General features: G+C 44.8%; 10 protein-coding genes. 9 read left to right on the top strand and 1 reads right to left on the bottom strand.

Features of this window, described 5'->3' with window-relative positions; all coding sequences use genetic code 11:
• Nucleotides 1-11 precede the first annotated feature (11 nt).
• Both NYP65_RS03110 and NYP65_RS03105 read left to right on the top strand, forming a co-directional pair.
• Nucleotides 12-1,664, top strand: a complete 1,653-nt coding sequence (locus tag NYP65_RS03110) for a hypothetical protein (RefSeq protein ID WP_032819030.1) — start codon at nt 12-14, stop codon at nt 1,662-1,664.
• A gap of 173 nt (nt 1,665-1,837) precedes the next feature.
• Complete coding sequence (locus NYP65_RS03105) at nt 1,838-3,490, top strand: D-alanyl-D-alanine carboxypeptidase/D-alanyl-D-alanine-endopeptidase (protein WP_473410598.1); 1,653 nt, start codon at nt 1,838-1,840, stop codon at nt 3,488-3,490.
• Here NYP65_RS03105 and tilS read toward each other — a convergent pair.
• Nucleotides 3,487-4,566 carry a tRNA lysidine(34) synthetase TilS gene (gene tilS / locus NYP65_RS03100; protein ID WP_101896651.1) on the bottom strand — a complete coding sequence of 360 codons (1,080 nt, stop codon included), beginning with the start codon at nt 4,564-4,566 and terminating at the stop codon, nt 3,487-3,489. The genes NYP65_RS03105 and tilS overlap by 4 nt on opposite strands.
• Before the next feature lie 69 nt (nt 4,567-4,635).
• On the opposite strand from tilS, the gene hpt reads away from it, so the two are divergent.
• From hpt to NYP65_RS03065, 7 genes are all read left to right on the top strand, one after another.
• Nucleotides 4,636-5,190, top strand: a complete 555-nt coding sequence (gene hpt, locus NYP65_RS03095; protein WP_004132695.1) for a hypoxanthine phosphoribosyltransferase — start codon at nt 4,636-4,638, stop codon at nt 5,188-5,190.
• A gap of 196 nt (nt 5,191-5,386) precedes the next feature.
• Nucleotides 5,387-8,251: an ATP-dependent zinc metalloprotease FtsH gene (gene ftsH / locus NYP65_RS03090; protein ID WP_473410597.1), complete on the top strand. Its 2,865-nt coding sequence runs from the start codon at nt 5,387-5,389 to the stop codon at nt 8,249-8,251.
• A complete protein-coding gene (locus NYP65_RS03085; protein ID WP_016831152.1) occupies nt 8,251-8,760 on the top strand; it encodes a DUF3180 domain-containing protein in 510 nt (169 codons plus the stop codon). Before ftsH ends, NYP65_RS03085 begins: the two co-directional genes overlap by 1 nt.
• 97 nt (nt 8,761-8,857) lie before the next feature.
• Nucleotides 8,858-10,534: an energy-dependent translational throttle protein EttA gene (ettA, locus tag NYP65_RS03080; protein ID WP_004130043.1), complete on the top strand. Its 1,677-nt coding sequence runs from the start codon at nt 8,858-8,860 to the stop codon at nt 10,532-10,534.
• A 219-nt stretch (nt 10,535-10,753) separates the two neighbouring features.
• Complete coding sequence (locus NYP65_RS03075) at nt 10,754-11,791, top strand: lipid II:glycine glycyltransferase FemX (RefSeq protein ID WP_473410596.1); 1,038 nt, start codon at nt 10,754-10,756, stop codon at nt 11,789-11,791.
• Nucleotides 11,792-12,440: 649 nt separating this feature from the next.
• A complete protein-coding gene (locus tag NYP65_RS03070; RefSeq protein WP_180946737.1) occupies nt 12,441-12,602 on the top strand; it encodes a hypothetical protein in 162 nt (53 codons plus the stop codon).
• The gene (locus tag NYP65_RS03065) at nt 12,550-18,234 is read left to right on the top strand and encodes a MiiA motif-containing surface protein (protein WP_473410595.1); all 5,685 of its coding nucleotides are present in this window, start codon (nt 12,550-12,552) and stop codon (nt 18,232-18,234) included. The genes NYP65_RS03070 and NYP65_RS03065 overlap by 53 nt, the downstream gene beginning before the upstream one ends.
• Nucleotides 18,235-18,512: the final 278 nt, after the last annotated feature.

Here is an 18,512-nt window from a genome sequence, read left to right as displayed (position 1 = left end):
GGAGAACCGTAATGTCTATGATTTTTACCATGGTTCGCCTTCGCTGGGCGCTTACTTTTTCTGTTATGCGAAAGTCAATTTGGCAAAAAATTGGCTTTGCTATAGCAATTGTTTTTGGACTTGCGCTTATATGCGCTCTTGGTTTTGCGGGCTGGGAAACTGGCAAGTACATTAATCCAGGAATGCTTGCAGATACTAAAAATTGGCAGGAATTCCAATTGGCTCCAATAATGGTTGCGTCGATTGTGTCAATTTTTACGCTGTTTATAAACGTGTTTATGTTTGGCAGCGACACAACACTAAAATCGCGTAGTTTTGCGCTTTACGGCATTCCTTACGTAAAGCAGCAAGCTGGCATGCTTCTTGGCTCTCTTTTTGGAGCGCTTTCAGTAAGCTGCACAATCGCGCTTGCTTTGTGGTCTTTAGCGTACCGAAACTTTGGAATTGTGCCAGTTTTAGTAAGCGTAATCGCGGCTCCGCTTTATGTTGCAACAATCGTGTCTTTAAGCAAAATGCTTATTGAGCTTTTGGATACTATTTTAATAAACAAGCATTCAAGAAACATTTTTTACTTTGCTATTTTCGTAGCGTACATGATTTTTGTTGCCACTGTGAATATTGGTAACAAAAATCCAAGCGGAATTGTGCTTGGCTCAAGTTTCTGCGCTGTTTCCGCTTTTACGCCGTTAAGTGCGTCTATGGCTTTGCCTCTTGACGCCATTAATGGCAATTGGCTTGCACTTGTTATTCGCTTCCTTATTTGCGTTGTAACGATTGCTGCTTGCTTTGCAATCTCTGTATTTTGTGCAAAATTAGAGCCGAAGTTGCTTCGTGGTGAGCAAAAAACAGTTGTTAAAACTAAGGGAATCGGCTTGTTTGCAGCAGTTCCAGACAACACAGTTGGTGCGATTATTGCGCGAATTATTAGCGTTATGAGAAGAGATATGCGTCAACTATTTTTGCTTATTGCGCCGCTTTTTATGCTGGTAGTTGCAGGAGGAACTAGTTTTAACGCTAAAGGATTTGGTTCTATAGCACAGGACATAGGCGTTTCTGGATGGATGATATATGCTGCGACGCTTATGGGAATGGTTGTTGGAAACAATATTGCATACGATGGAACAGCTTTTACTATGCATGCGATTATTGGAGTAAAAGGTTTGCACGATCGTTTAGCGCACGCAATAGTTTGGTCCGTGATTTGCGCTGTGTACTTTGCAATTCTTGGAATAGGGGTTTACGCTTTCCTTTTCTTTGTAGCAAATGTCCAGCAAAATATGAATGCAGTTATGTTCCAAACTCTTTCTCCAATCGGAGTAGCTTTTGCTACCATAGGCATTGGCTTAATTTCTTCGTGCATTGCAATGTACCCTGTATCGTCAATTGAAAAGCCATTCTCTAGGCCGCAAGGTTCTGCTGGCGGGCGAAGTTTTGCAGCTATCGGCTTTATGCTTCTTTCTGTAGTTTGCATGATTCCTTCGGTTGCGGCTGTGATTGCGTTTATTATTCTTGCGCCGCAACTGCTGTGGATTGCATGCATTCTGTTCGTAGTGAACGGCGCAATTGTGTTGGCTGTTGGCGTAATTATTGGCGGCAAAGTAATGGATAAGCGCATGATTCGTATTGTAGAAAACTTGCGCAGATTTGCCTCGATTACTGCTTGAGTATTAATGCGCACGTAAGATCTGCGATTTATGTGTGCAAGCGTATAGCTTATGTAGACTTTATGTAGTTCTTATATAATTCTTATGTAGTTCTTATATAGTTCTTATATAGTCTACATGGCTTGTATAGTTATACAGAGTTGCAATTAATCGGTAAAACAGGCGGCGTGCGCATGCAAGACGGTGAAAACGTTAAGAATCCAGATAATATAATCGAGATTCCAGAAGATGCTTTTACGTCTAAAGAATCAAGAGAAAAAGCTGGATTTACGTCTAGCTTAGGCGCGCAAAAGCCGCCAAAGTCACGTAATCGCGCTGTTGTGTGCTTAATCGCAGCTGCAAGCGTTCTATCACTAATGTGCGGATACATTCTGTTCGATAGCAAAGATCTTTTGCAAAATCGCGATTTTATTCAGTCGCGAATGGCAATTAAAAACAATAAATCTTTGCAAGAGTTAAGCAGTCCAAAACCTAAGAAAATAGCGCATTACGCGTCTTTAATAAAGCAATTAGATAAAAACAAGCCAGTTGACAAAGCTGCTGCGGAAAAGGTTTTGCAAACATTCCTTGATTACCCAGATCTTGGGCCAAATGCGGCGGCTGTTATAGCGGATGCAAACGGGAAGATTATTGCTGCAAAAAACGAAGATCTTGCTTTGCAACCAGCGTCTACAATGAAAACGCTTACAGCTCTAGCGGCCTCGCATACTTTAGATATGGCTTCAACGCTAGACACGCTGGTTTATGCAAGCTGCGACGAAGGTGGGAGTGTTGCGCGAATTGTTTTGCGCGGCGGTGGAGACATGCTGCTTGGGGCTGGGCAAAGCGACCCGAATCACGTAAACGGTAGAGCTGGCTTAGAAACTCTTGCAAATAAAACGGCTGCCGCTCTTAAAAAGCGGGGCGTTAAGATTGTTCAGTTTGCTGTTGACGATTCGCTGTTTGGTGCAAAAAGATATCCTGAGCTTATTAACGAGAACGACGAAGAAGGCCGATTCTACGCTCCAACTTCGTCTGTTGCAGTGGATGAGGGGCGTAATCGCGATTTTGCGGCGTGGGTTTCGTACGGAAACGACGCGGACGATACCGACGATTATCCGCTTTTAGATAGGCATCCTGCTGTTAGTACGGGTTTGATTTTTGCAAATTTGTTGCAAAAATATGGCATTGACGTTCGCGAATGGAAGGGCGATTCTGCAAAAATCACTAAGGCAGCTAAAATTTCTGGCGCAGACTCCATGCATGTTAGCTACAAAAAATCGCTTATTTCCGCCGATTTTAGCCAGATTGCGCGCGTTTGTTCTGCTCCGCTAAGCGAGATAATGGCGTATATGCTTAGGCATTCCGACAATTCCCTTGCGGAAGAGTTCGGGCGTTTAACTGCGCTCGCTATGCGTAAGCCAAATTCTCCAAAGGGTGCAACTTTGGCTGTGCAAGATGTTTTGCGTGATTTAGGTATTGATATAAACGGATTGCATATGTCGGATTGCTCGGGACTTTCGCCTAAATCCGCTGTTCGTGCGATTACTTTGATTCAGGTTCAAGCGCAAAATCTTCAGGAGGGGATTGGTGCTGCTGCAGCAGAAGGTTTGGCCTTGCCAGGCGTTTGGTGTACTTCTGCTAAAAAGCGTCTTGTTGATAAGTCGGCCGCTGGATTGATGCGTGTTAAAACTGGATTTTTGGGTGATGTTTCGTCTATGGTTGGCAACGTTTCTAGAAAGTCGGGAGGCGCGCTAACTTTTGCGGTTGTTGTTAATCCGCCTGGAGATGTTAACTACACTTATGTTGGCATTAATAAGATGATGGCAGAGCTTACCAATCTTTAGTAGCGTTCACAAATCGTTATGGTATGTGATTTTCTGCTTGCTTCATATCCTCCTGGAAGCGCAATCGGCTTTTGACCATGCCAGTTTGTTATTAACTCGTCGATTGATTCTATATGATTTGACGAAAAGCGTATTCCAGCAGCACTTAGCGCGCGAGCTACGATTCGCCGCCTAATCGAGATGTGGCTATTTTCTAGAGTCGCAAGTTTGATTTTGACTTTGCAATCCTCTTTTACAATCGCCTCTTTTTCTACAAGATTTACTTGCGAGTTTATGTAGTCTAGGTCGTCTTGAGCAAATTTCGCTCCTTTTGCAAGCAACAAAGTCATATCTGATTCAAAAAATCGCGAAATATACGGCATAAGTGTATGCCTGATTCTAGAGCGCAGCGGGTAGGATTTTGGCAGCTCAACATCGATTGGCGATGAATCGCCGTTTGTTGGATCGTCCCACCATTCAACGCCCAAATCCTTGCAAATCTGCGTGGTTTCAAGTCGCATAAGATTAATTAGCGGCCGAGCAAATAGCACATTCTCCCTAACTGTAACGTCTTTCATTCCAGCCACGGCCTCCAAGCCAGCAGAATCGCGCAATCCCATTAAAACCGTTTCTGCTTGGTCGTTTGCTGTGTGTGCTAAAAGAACCGCCGCCGCGCGCAAATCTTTTGCAACTTCAATAATCGCAGCGTATCTAGCATCTCTGGCTGCGCTTTCTTCTCCCTCTTCGTTATCTTTAACTTGAACGGATTTAACAAATACAAGCGACTCGTCTACTCCAAGTTTTGCAACGGTTTTAGCTGCATTAAACGCCACTTTGTCGGAGTCTTTTTGAAGATTATGATTTACGATTATTGCAGCGCATCGAATCCCTCTGCTTGCGCACACTTTTGATGCAAGCGCCGTTAGCGCAAGTGAATCGCGACCGCCAGAGCAGGCGACCAACACAATCGGAGCGGATGGCAAAGTTGCATGCTCGCCGTGTTGCAAGAATTGCGGGTCTTGCACGTTTAACCCTATGTTATTAAAGCAACGTTTTACTTGGCCGATTCCTTTGCGCCAACAAGATGAGTACACCATGCTTATAGTCTAAATCCTAATGCGTAAGTTGTAACACGTCCGTCATTCTCTTATGCAATCATAGTTAGCATGCAAGTTGCAGATATAAGAGATGATATTGATTACGAATTAATCAGCCACGAAGAGCTTATGAAGCGCATTCGCGAGGTTGCCGCTCAAGTTAGCAAAGACTACCAAAACCGCGATATTTTGCTTGTTGCCGTGCTTAAGGGCGCTGTAAACACGCTTGCTGTTTTCTCGCAAGAGCTTAGCCTTAACGCTCCGATGGACTTTATGAGTCTTTCTAGCTACGGCAGTGGCACTAAGACCAGCGGCCAAATTACGGTTCGCGAGGACTTAACTACAGATGTTCGCGGCCGAGATGTGCTGATTGTAGAAGATATTGTTGATTCGGGCAAGACTCTGGACTGGCTTGTTAGGGAGCTTAAGGGCAGGGGAGCCGCAAGTGTAAAGGTGTTTGCGCTTTTAACAAAGCCAGCTCGCCGAGAAGTGGAAGTAGATATTGCGTACACTGGTTTTGAGATTCCAGACGCGTTTGTGGTCGGTTTTGGCATGGACTACGACGAAAAGTACAGGAATCTTAATTCTATTGCGGTTCTTAAGCCTTCTGTGTATGAGTCTTGATTAGATGGTTGCAATTGAGTAATCTTGATTGATTACATGCTATTTATTTAGCGATTAATTAAAGCGATTAATTACAGGGATTAATTCAAGCGATTAATTACAGCGATTACAGCGATTACGCTTTGGTTGCTTGCGATTAGTGATTACGTGTTTAGACGAGTGTTGTTAGTTAGAATCCTGAAAGGAGTCTGATTGTATGGGCGCTTCTCCAATGTCGCCTCGCGGACCTATGGGTGGACCTATGAAAAGTCCTATGGGAGGAAACGGCAACAATCCGTTCTTGCCTCCTAATTTTGGAAACAATTCAAATAAGAATAAGAATAAGAACAATAACGGCAATAAGAATAATGGCAATAAGAATAACGCCAATCCAAAGGATGGCAATAATTCCGATTCCAATCGTAAATTCTTTAAGTCGCCTTGGACTTGGATTGTTATTTTAGTTTTGCTTTCTGTAGCTGCATTCCAATTGTTTGTGCATAATGGTTCGCAAACAATCGACACTCAAGACGGATTAGAGTTGCTCGATAATCGTAGTGCAAATTACGTTGAGGTTATAGACAATAAGCAGCTTGTTAAGCTTACTCTAAACAATAAATACGTTAAGGTAGATAAGCGCGATAAGCAAAAGCACGATTACGGAAAAGACGTTCAGTTCTACTACACGATTGCTCAAAGCAAGACAGTTGTGCAAAAGATTCAAAAGGCTAAGCCAGCAAACGGTTGGACTGTTAGCATACAAACTTCTAGCTTTTTCTCGTACTTGATTACGTCTATGCTGCCGATTTTGATTCTGCTTGGACTTGTTTGGTTTATGTTTGGCAGAATGGCAAGCGCAGGCGGCGGAATGCTTGGCATGGGTGGCGGCCGCGGTCGTGGAAAGCTTTTGGAAGGTCAGACGCCTAAAACTAAGTTTGCGGATGTTGCAGGCGAGCAGTCTGCTGTAGAAGAAGTTGAGGAGATTAAGGAGTTTCTTAAGGATCCTTCTCGCTACAAGGCTTTGGGTGCGCGCATTCCGCGCGGCGTGTTGCTTTACGGCCCTCCAGGAACTGGTAAAACTCTTCTTGCGCGTGCTATTGCAGGCGAAGCTGGCGTTCCGTTCTACGCCATGGCTGGATCGGACTTTGTTGAGATGTTCGTTGGTCTTGGCGCGTCTCGCGTGCGCGAGCTGTTTGATGAGGCTAAAAAGAACGCTCCAGCAATCATCTTTATTGACGAGATTGACGCTGTTGGACGCCGCCGCGGAAGTGGCATGACTGGCGGCCACGATGAGCGCGAGCAAACTCTTAATCAGCTGCTTGTAGAGATGGACGGCTTCGATAACGACACTAATTTGATTATTATTGCCGCTACAAACCGACCAGATGTGCTTGATTCTGCGCTTTTGCGACCAGGCCGATTTGATCGACAAGTGGCTGTGGAAGCTCCAGATTTGGAAGGCCGAGAGGCGATTCTTAAGGTTCACGCTAAAGGCAAGCCTTTTGTTCCAGACGTAGATCTTCACATGGTTGCTGTTAGAACTCCTGGATTTACGGGCGCGGATTTGGCTAATGTGCTTAACGAGGCGGCTTTGCTTTGCGCTCGCTCTGGCGCTCAGCTTATCGATAATCGCGCTATTGATGAGGCGATTGACCGCGTTCAGGCTGGTCCTAGAAAGAAGTCTAAGGGAATGGCTTTGGATGAGTTGCGTAACACGGCTTATCACGAAGGTGGACACGCGCTTGTTGCTGCGGCCTTGCATCACACGGATCCTGTTACTAAGGTTACGATTTTGCCTCGCGGCCGCGCTCTTGGATACACGTCTGTTATGCCAACTAGCGACCGCTATTCTCAGTCTCGAAACCAGCTGCTAGATCAAATGGCGTATGCTATGGGCGGCCGTACTGCGGAAGAGGTTGTGTTCCACGATCCAACTACTGGCGCTTCTAACGACATTGAAAAGGCTACAGCAATCGCTCGCAAGATGGTTGTTGAATATGGCTTCTCGTCTAAGCTTGGCGCTGTAAAGTGGATGGATGCAGATCAAGATTCTTCTGGTTCTTTGGATTCTTTGCAATCGCGTAAGTTCTCTAATAAGACTGCGGAAGTGATTGACGAAGAAGTTCATAAGCTTATTGAAACGGCTCATACCGAGGCTTGGCAGATTATTAACAATAATCGCGATATTTTGGATGAGCTTGTTAGCAAGCTTCTTGTTAAGGAGACTCTTAACGAGAAGGAACTTGAGCAAATCTTCTCTAAGATTCGTAAGGCGCCAGAGCGCGATTTGTGGCTTTCTAATGCGGATCGCCCAGATTCGCCGCTCCCGCCTGTAGAGATTCCAGAAAGCTTAAAGAGGAATGTTGCAGGTGCGAGTTTAGAGAAGGGCGATAAGGATTCGGATTCTAATGCTTCTAAGGCTGGTGCTGCAGCGGATGCTGAAGCGCAAAAGTCGCAAGCAACCGCAGAAGTGCAAGCAACTGGCGAGTCGCAAGAATCGCACGAGTCTTCCTATGTCTCAAATATCGCAAATACTACAAATGCCCTAAATAGCCCAATGCAAACAACCGCAGTGGTTTCTATGCAAGGCAAAAAGAGCGATTCAACAATGCGCGCAATGCTAAACGTGTTAAGCGGACTTGAGCATAAAGATTCGCATAGCGTAACTCAAGTCGAAGGCGTTTCGGCGCTTTACCAGGCAAGCAATGCAAACGGTGAAGATTTTTGCGCGGTTGTAGTGGCGTCTACAACAATGAGTAATCAGGAATTTGCGCAAAGAATCGAGCAAATGCAACGCGATCAAATTGATGGCGATTCTGGAGATTCTGTCGATTCTGCCAGCTCTTTAGATTTGCGCTTAAACGTTGTTGGAACCAGGGAATACGGCTTAGACAGCGCGTCTACAAAGTCAATGGATTCAAGCAATCCTTTGCACTTAAGCGCCGCGCAATTGGAGCCGTGGATGCAAGTTGAGCCAGACGCTGCAATTGATGGCGAGCCAGTCTCTTACAAACTTGCGCTTTTGCAAGATGCTTCGCAAGTTGGCGTTTATTCTGAGCGCTGGATTATTGGGGAGTGCTGATGAAAGCTTACCGTACGCCTTGGTGGTATTTTGCGCTTGGACTATTGTTTGGATTCGTATTCGGCGCGTTTTTGGTGTCGATTACAGAATCTAGCGCAATATCGCTTTCGGGAGCTCCGTGGATTGTTTTGGCTGTTATGATAATCGGCGGAATAGTCACGTTTGTTCTTGCTTGGCAAACGCATCAATACGCTACTTCTAAGCCAAAAGAGCGCAAGCCTTTTAACATGCAAATGGCTGTCTCGGCACTCATGCTTGCAAAATCGCTTGGAATGGCTGGTGCTATTTTAACGGGCTGGTATGCAGGTCAGATTTTTGTTTGCTGGCCGCACGCCGATATTCCGCTTTATTCCAACGTTATTCGCGAATGTGTTATTGCGGGAATCGTGTGCATTATAGACATGATTATTGGCATTGTTGGCGAATGGATGTGTCAGATTCCTCCAGAAGATGGAGCGGATGCTGCTGGCGATTCTTCGGATCGAGCGCAGAAAGCGGCGGCGGTTTAATGGCGGTTAGCTGCGATTAATGGCAACTAACGGCAACTAATAGCAATCAAAATTGCAACTAAAATAGCGGTTTAACAATTTTAAGAAAGGTATTACTTTGGCTGAATTTATTTACCAAATGATTAAGGCACGCAAGTCTTACGGAGATCGCGTAATTCTAGACGACGTTACCTTAAGCTTCTTGCCGGGCGCAAAAATTGGCGTTGTTGGCCCTAATGGCATGGGTAAATCAACGTTGCTAAAGATTATGGCTGGTTTGGAGAATGTTTCTAACGGCGAAGCTTCGATTACTCCAGGCTACACCGTTGGCATTTTGCAACAGGAGCCGCCGCTGGATGAGACTAAAACCGTTGGCGAAAACATTAAGATGGCTTTTGGTGAGATTGCTCAAAAGGTTGATCGATTCAACAAAATCGGCGAAGAGATGGCAAATCCAGATGCCGACTTTGATGCATTGATGGAAGAAATGGGCAAGCTGCAAACGGAGATTGATGCGGCTAACGGTTGGGATTTGGATTCTCAGCTTGAGCAGGCAATGGATGCTTTGCAATGCCCAGACCCAGATTCGCCTGTTTCTGTGTGCTCGGGTGGAGAAAGACGCCGAGTTGCATTGTGCAAGCTTTTGCTTGAAGCCCCAGATTTGCTGTTGCTTGATGAGCCTACAAACCACTTGGATGCGGAGTCAATTCTTTGGCTGGAACAGTTCTTGCACAAGTACGAAGGCGCTGTTATTGCTGTAACTCACGATCGCTACTTTATGGACAACGTTGCAGAGTGGATTTGCGAGGTGGATCGCGGCCAGCTTTACCCATACAAGGGCAATTACACTACTTACTTGGAAACTAAGGCCAAGCGTATGGAGATTCAGGGCGCTAAGGACGCAAAGCTTGCTAAGCGCTTGAAGAATGAGCTTGACTGGGTGCGTAGCTCACCAAAGGCTCGCCAGGCCAAGAATAAGGCTCGTTTGGAGCGTTACGACCAAATGGAGCAAGAGGCACGCAATTCCAAGAAGCTTGATTTTTCGGAGATTCAAATTCCAGCAGGTCCGCGCTTGGGATCGCAAGTTTTGGAAGCGAAGCATATTCACAAGGCTTTTGGCGATCGCGTGCTAATCGACGATTTGTCGTTTACGTTGCCTCGTAACGGCATTGTTGGTGTGATTGGTCCGAATGGCGTTGGTAAGTCTACGCTTTTCAAGACGATTGTGGGCTTGGAGCCTCTTTCTGGCGGCGAGCTTACTGTTGGAGACACTGTAAAGATTTCGTACGTAGATCAGAATCGCGCAGGCTTGGACCCAAATAAGAATTTGTGGGAAGCTGTTTCGGGAGGCCTTGATTTTATTGAGGTTGCAGGCGTTGAGATTCCTACTCGCGCATACGTTGCAAGCTTTGGTTTTAAGGGTTCGGATCAGCAAAAGCTTACGGGCGTGCTTTCTGGCGGCGAGCGTAACCGCTTGAATTTGGCTTTGACTCTTAAGCAGGGCGGCAACTTGCTTCTGCTTGATGAGCCTACTAACGATTTAGATGTTGAAACTCTTGAAAGCTTAGAGAACGCTTTGCTTGACTTCCCAGGATGCGCTGTGGTTGTTTCGCACGATCGCTGGTTCTTAGACCGCGTTGCAACGCATATTCTTGCTTGGGAAGGCACAGACGAGAATCCTGCAAATTGGTACTGGTTTGAAGGCAACTTCCAGGCGTACGAAGAAAACAAGATTGCGCGCCTTGGTGAGGAAGCTGCTCGCCCGCATCGCTTGCACAGAAAGCTTACGCGCTAATCGCAAGTTGTGTGTTGCTGCGGCTGGCGGCTGGCGGCTGGCTGCAAGTCGCAAGCTGTTGGTGGCAAGTCGCTAATCGTAAGTTGCTAGTCGCAAGTCGCAAGCTTTTAGCAGCAAGACACAGTCTGTTGGCGGCAAATCGCCTTGTAAAACGCTAAAGCAAATATCTTAAACGGTAGTCGCGCTAAAATCGTGTATTGAGCTAAAAAAGGAGTGCAAATGCCAATACTAGATAAAAATGATTCTGCTAAAGTTAAAGAATACGAGGACTTTGTAAAAAATTCTCCGTACACTAATGCAATGCAAGACATGGCATGGGCAAAGGTTAAAAACAACTGGTCTAGCGAATACGTTTATCTGGAAGAAAACGGCAAGATTACTGCTGCAGTGTCTATTCTTGGCATTAAGGCTGTAGACGATAAAACGCTGTTTTACGCTCCTAGAGGCCCAGTTTGCGACTTTTACGACGTTGAAACCACTAAAAAGCTAATCAACGAAGCAAAGCCACTTTTTGAAAAGTACAACGCGTTTTTGCTTAGAATGGACCCTTGCGTTCAAACCGACGAGGCTCTTATAGAAAAGTACAGGGCAGCTGGCTACACGTTTAGAGGCCAGGGATTCCACCATAAGTCTTATTCCAACCCGCTTCACGAGATTATGCTTAAGGTTGAGGGCAAAACCGAAGAAGAGCTTATGGCTGGTTTTAGCACTCTTACAAGAAGGCATATTCGTGCTGGTATTAAGGCTGGTGTTGTAACTCGCTGGAGTAGGTCGGAAGAAGACTTGCAAACCTTCTACGAGCTTACAAAGATTATGGCAAACAGGCATGGCATTAAATATAGGCCATTTGAATACTTTGAGCGCTTGCTTGCTGCATACCCGCAGATTGAGATTTGCACTTGCGAGTACGAGGGTGAGCCAGTTGCAAGCATGCTTTCGTTCCCATACAAAGACACTTTGTGGTACATTTACGGCGCAACTCAGACCATGCATGGAAAGGTTGCTCCAGGCTATACGTGCATTTGGAATTTGATTTTGCGCACTAAGGAGCTTGGCTTAAAGTGGTTCAACATGGGCGGAACTTACTCGCTTAGCATGGACGAAGGCCTTTACTTCTTTAAGAATGGATTCTGCAGAGCGAATGATCCGTTCACTTGGATTGGCGAGTTAGACGTTGTTATTGACCAAGACGCGTACAAGAAGTTTGTTGGCAGGTGGGATGATTTGCCAGAAGCTAAGGCGCAACAATCTGCCTGAGCGCTTTGACCAAGATTTGTTACATATGTCTCGCTCGTGAGACATATGTAACGTTTTTTGGCCAATTTTCGTTATATTTGCATCAGTGATGAGATATTTGTAACGGTTTTTGGCTTGATTTCGTTAGATTTGTCTCGCTCATGATGCAAATATAACGCAAGCGATATTTCTTATTTGTTGTTGCGCGAGGTTTGAGTATTTCTCTCCTCGCAAATCCCGTCGCTACGCTCCTCTTTTATTGCTCGTAGAGAAATACATCAAACCTTCTGAATATCTGGAACTTTTGCGTAGCTTTCATCACCGAGATTCTCGATTTTTCTTGCTGCTTCAGCGAATCACCATCAAAGATGCTGAGGTTCGCTTCATCCGCTGCGAAAAATCTCGAATCTCTACCTCACTTAGTGTAATCCTGTAGTGCGTTTGTACCGAATTTCAGTGTTTTTTGATACAAACGCACTACAGACTCCGTATTCTGTGCGAAGGCAGGTCCTGTCGTTCGCACGGCTTGTGTTTGTAAATAACATAAAATTCATCATACGAATCAATCTTAAATTGTATATAACAATTAGTAAAATGTGCCTTACTTTATTATATGAATTTTGTGATTTGGTTGGAACAAAATTCAAAAACAAGATGATGGAGTAAGAGTATGTCTAAGAAGATTCATGCAATTAAGCATTATTCTGGTATTAACGCTGGTGTTGGGGCTGATTCTCAGCCAGTTCTTTCAAAGAGCGTGTGCGCAGCTATGCTCGCAGGTGCTATGGTGCTCGGGGGGGGGGGTATTCGTTTCCTCGCCTGCCTATGCTGACGGTTATGTAGACGGCACTGGCAACAATGTTTATTACGGTTTCAAAACTGATGCAAAATATGCCGAGGCTCATTTCAACATTGACGTTGAATATTACGATACCTTTGAGCATGCCAAAGCTGGCGGTACTGAAGGAAGAGATCCTTTAGGAAAATTTGTTCGTGTTCATTATCTTTCTAATTGCCACAACAATGCTACAGCTGACGATTGGCGATTCCGTCCAATGTGGTGGTTTGGTGTTCCTGCTGGTTTGAAAGATCCTCAAGATATTCAATTTAAGCGTATTGAAAAGTTAACAAAAAATGGCAAGGAGCAGGTTAAACCTGCTGGTTCTTCGCAATATATTACAACCGACGCAAACGGTTATGGCGCTGTTTCTGACAAACATTTTAATAGTCCTAAGGAATGGACTAATATTTCTAATTATTATTTTAGTGACGAAAATATTCTTGCCAGCAAAGGCTGGAAACAGCTTATGGGCTTGGGTACCAAAGACAATAAAGGTTACGATAATGCGGGCAATACCGCACAACAATGGGAAGAATACCAAAAGCAAACACAAGGCCTTAAGGGTATTTTCGTAGACTGGGAATCTGCTGGTCAGCGTTGGTATGACATGACCTACGTTTCCGAGATGGAAGACAATGCATGGAAAGAGCGTGACACCAATCCGCTTCGTTTTGCCGCTGGCGTTTATCGTTTTGCTGGTAACTGGCACTATGCCGTTGGCCAAAAGCACAATACGCCAAAGATTGCGGATTATTTGAAGCTTGCGTATCCAGAGGTTACGAAGGTTAAGAAGACTAACGATTTAAGTGACGCCGAGCAAAAGGCTATTAAAGAAAAAATTGAAAATGCAAACGCAAACACAAAGTACTTCAAGGAATTAGTTGCTGATAATGGTGTTGTGGTAAATAAGGATGGCTCTGCAACTATCACTTTCAAAGACAAGACGACTCGCACGATTCCTGCAAGTCTTCTTGTTGCACAAGATGAATCCGACAGCGACAGATATAAGCCAGTTATGCCAGATCGCATACCTGTTGTAAAGCCTGATGCGTTAAGTGATGATGATAAAAAGGCTGTTATTGATGCGTTCAAGGAGAAGAACAAGGATAATAGTGATTTTAACAGCCATCTTGCTGAAACTGACGGAATTAAGTTTGATGATAAGGGTGAAAACCTTGTTGTGACTTACGAAGATGGCTCCACGGCTACGATTCCTGCGTCTGAGCTTGTGTTCCAAGGACCAAAGATCTCCGATTGGGCGCCTTATGTTGTGCCTGACGCGATTGAGGTTGATGACCTTAAAAAGCTTACTAGTGACGATATAACCAAGATTGTCAATGCTTTTGATACAGCCAACACTGGTATTACGCCGTATGATGACGCCAAGAAAGGCAATAACAATACAGCACCTGTTACGGTTGATTCTAAGACAGGAGATGCAACAATCAAATGGGCAGATGGCTCAACAACCACTATTGCCGCGTGGCAATTCCTAAAGCAGAAGCCAAAGACTCCAACTCCAGAGCCTCAGCCGCCTGTTCCAACTCCTGCTGCAGAAAAAGAGTTCATTGTTGAAGCTCCAGCTTCGCAAACTCGTGTCAACTTTGATCCTTTCAATATGCAGGAAGCAGATTTAACAACTTATAAGAATGCGCTTGATGCAACTAAAACTGCTCTTAAGAAGAATAAAGGTAAGGACGCTAAAGATAATTCAGATGTAACTATTACCGATGTTTCGTATAGCGTGAAAGACGGTAAGGGTTACATTACCTTTAAAGCTGATAAATATAAAGACGCTACTTATCCAATGAGCGTATTCTTTAAGAAAGCTTCGGGTACGCAAACGTCTCAGAATCCTTCTACGGAAACCAAGACGGAAACTGACAAAGACAATCCAGGGAATACCTTTACTTATAAAGTTACAAAGACTGAGATTGAGGGTAATACACCAACTGTTCCAGAAGCTGTGAAGGCATTAAAGCAGTTTGTAAAAGACAATTACGATAATGTAACTGAAGCTGATCTAGCTATTGTTGCAGACAGCGTTGATGTTAAAAAAACTTGGACTCCAAAAGCCGGTACTAAGAATATGGGTCCTTACGGTGTATCTGGTAAGAATAGTGGACCGATGCTTAGTATCAGTTTACGCGATGATAATGGTATCAAGGTTATTGGTCGTCCATGGGCTGACAACGATGATGGGGGAGATTGGGATTCTGCCTCGCAAACCGAATTGATTACCATCAAAGCTAACGATTTGTATGTTAAAAAGGGCAGCTCTCAACCTCAAAAAGACAACACGATTGATGATTTGAAGGCTCAGGCAAAAGCGCTGCTGGATAAACGCACGAAAACTGATGGGCTTTCTAACAACGATTTGAAGCGCGCTGGTATTGAAAATCCTGATCAGCTGAATGATGCCAAGATTGATGAAATGGCGAAAGGTCAAAAGGCCGAGAAGGACCTGCGCGATCTTATTCGCAAGCTCACCGATGCAAAGAAGGCTGAGCGCAAGTACAACGCACCTGCTGCAATTGAGGTTAAAGATCCATCCAAGCCTACTGAAGAAGATTTCAAGAAGGCTGTTAAAGCATTCTTTGACGCTAACTATGATGGGCAGAATAGTTTCCAAGTTACAACGAATGGCATGACTATTCCGTACCTTCCATCTGCTTCTGATCTTAAGCCAAAGTCTGGCACTGTTGACATGGAGATTGCTGACGATAATATCAAGTCAGTTACCTCAAGTGAAACTGGTAACAAGAAAGACTATAAGTCAATTGTCTTTAAGGATCAGAAGGGTATTCAGCTTTTCACTGTTGCTATTACATATAAGCAGAAGGAAGAATCTAAGCCTGCTCCAACGCCTGATGCGCTTGCGCAGATGAAAAAGGACGCTGAGCAGCAAATCGACCGTAATCCTAACTTAACGAAAGAGCAAAAAGAAGATTATAAGAAGCAGATTGGTGATGCTACCACTGCAGACAAGATTAAAGAAATTCTCAAGAATGCTGCTGATAAGGGCAAAGAGAATGCAAACTCTAGCGACCCGAATACTCAGCAAACGATAAACAACAACAAGGGTGGCGGCGACGCAAAGAAAGACGCCGAAAAGAAGCAAAAAGAGAAGGAAGATAAAAAGCAGGAGGAACAGAAGAATCAAGAGCTACAGGATAAGAAAAAGAAAGCTTCTGATGCAATTGATGGTCTTGGCAATCTGACTCAAGATGAAAAGGATAAGCTCAAGGAAAAGCTGAATGGAAAGAGTGGGGATGCTACCAAGCCTGGTGCTAAGACTCCTGAAGAAGTTCAGCAGATTTTAGATGAAGCTAATAATCTTAATGAAGCGCACAAGGATGTTAGTGCTGGCGCGCTTCCATTCTTAAGCCACGGCAATGCTAACAGCGATGACGATAAGGCTCTTAAGGAGTTAATTGGTTCTGATCCAAGCAAGAAGGATGCAGCACTCACTGCTTTGGAAGATGCTCTTGCAAAGAAGGATCCTGCTGCTACTGCAGAAGAGATTAAGAATGATCTTGACGCAGCCAAGCGCCAGAACGCAATTAACGAGCAGAATGCTAAGAATGCTGGTATTGCCAAGCTTGATGCTAAGAAGGCAGAACTTGATGCAGCATACAAGGCGTTGAATGATGAGCAGAAAGCAAAAGCTAAAGATAAGTATGAAGCTGCCACTAAGGCAATCGATGATGCCAAGAACACTGTTAACAGTGCAACAAAGCCTTCTGATATTAAGAATGCTGTTGATGGCGTGAAAACTTCGTTTGATGACGCAAACAAGGCAATCGAAGATGCTAAGGGCAAGCGCGATACTTCTCAGAACACATACGATGATCAGTCTGTACTTAATAAAGAAAAGGAAGATCAGAAGAAACGCATTCAAGATAGTGATCTTCCAGATGCTGAAAAGCAGAAGGCTATTGATGACATCAATGATGCAAAGAAGATTGGCGACCCAACTGCTATTGCTAATCGCGCTTTGAAGGCTAAGAAGATAGAGGATGCTAAGAAGCAGATTGCTGCGCTTGATCATTTGAACAATGCGCAGAAGGAAGCTTTCAAGAAGATTATTGAAGATACTGATGCTTCTGATCACAAGAACGCTGACGGTACAACTTCTGACGACATCGACGACGCGCTTGCCAATGCTACTGCAACCGATACTGCCATGGCTCGTCTTGAAAAGCTGAAAGAGATCGCTGATAAGTTCGCTAAGGGCGACAAGTATAAGGGTCTGCAAGAAGGCAATGAGCAAAAGAAAGCGTTTGACGATGCTGCTACTGCTGCTGGAGCCGTGCTAGACAAAGCTAATGGCGATCCTAAGGATGCGGATCAGGTTAATGAGCTGTATAAGGATCTTCTTAAGGCAATGCAGGCGATTGATGACAAAGTTAAGGGTGCGGGCGTAAGCACTGATTTACTTCAGGCTGAAGTAGATAACGATTCTAAGCTTAAGCCAACGCCAGCTGATCCTAACGATTCCACTAAGCCGGCTACACCTGGCGATCCTCTGTACACGACCGCTTCTAAGGAGAAGAAAGAAGCATTTGACAAGGCACTCTCTGACGCGGAAGCGGCATTGAAGAAAGCTAAAGAAGATAACGAAAACGATAAGAATCAAGACTCTACTCCGCGTACTCCCGAGCAAGAGGCTAAAGATCAACAAGCGGTAGACGACGCACTTCAGAAGCTTGAAAATGCGCGTAAGGCGCTTGATGGCGTTGATACCAAGCCGTTGCAAGATGAGATTGATAAGGATAGCAACGTTAAGAACTCAGATAGGTATACGTATTCTACTACGACGGAAAAGAAGACTGCGTTTGATAAGGCTCTTCAAGATGCTAAGGATCTTATCGATAAGCTAACTGGTACGAAGAAGGCTGCTGCAGGCGAGGAAGATGTAACAACTAAGACTCAAGCTGAAAAGCAGAAGCTTGTTGATGATGCTCTTGCAAAGCTTAAGACAGCTGAAGAGGCTCTTGACGGTAAGAAACCAACTCCTGGTTCTGAAGCTGGTTATGGTGTGAATGATAATGCGCCTACTACTGTGGATAAGGGTGAGTTGAATGTTCAGATTCAGGGTGCTGAGTCTGATTCACAGCCTGGAAATGCTGGTAATGGTAACGCTGGTGCTGGCGTAAACTCGGGTAATGCAGGTAACGCTGCTAACACCAATGCTGCCAACGCTAACGCTAATAATGCTAATGGCGCAAGTTCTGCTGCTGTGAACGCTGCTGTTGAGAATAATCCTGCTGTGAAGCAGGCGGATACTAAAGTTTCTAAGGCTCAGGCGGCTTTGGATGCTGCTTTGGCTGAGGCTAAGAAGGTTGCTGCTGATCCTAACGCAACTCAGGCTCAGGTTGATGCTGCGGCTAAGAAGCTTTCTGCTGCTCGTAAGGCACTTGCGGACGCTCAAGCCAATGCCGCAAAAGTGCGTGCAGCTGTTCGCAGCCGCGTTATAAAGGGCATGCGTTCTCGCGGAAGCGCATCCACTGCGACTGGCGCAAACGTTGCAACTGCTGGATTGATGGCAACTATGATTGCAGCAATTGGCGGAGTGTTTGTAACTCGTCGCATGCGCACAAAGCACGCTAATCGCGATTAGCGCTTGGATGTAAGCTGATTAGCTTGGGTGGTGCTTTACTGCTAGCTATTTAGCTTGACTAGTGCTTATAGCAATACTCATAAGCCTCGTTTGGTCTTTGGCTGAGCGAGGCTTTTGTTTATGTAGTGCGATTGTATGACGACACGCCGTATTTTAGGTACAAACACACTACAGTTTTGTGTGTTTATGTAGTGTGTTTGTATCAAAAAACACCAAAATCAAATACAATCGCACTACAGTTTTGCTTGTTTGTGTAGTGTGTTTGTATCAAAAAATAC

The organism is Gardnerella sp. c12Ub_1, assembly GCF_055804375.1.
The sequence above is the reverse complement of the archived record's forward strand: the minus strand, read 5'-3'. Positions and strand labels throughout refer to the sequence as shown.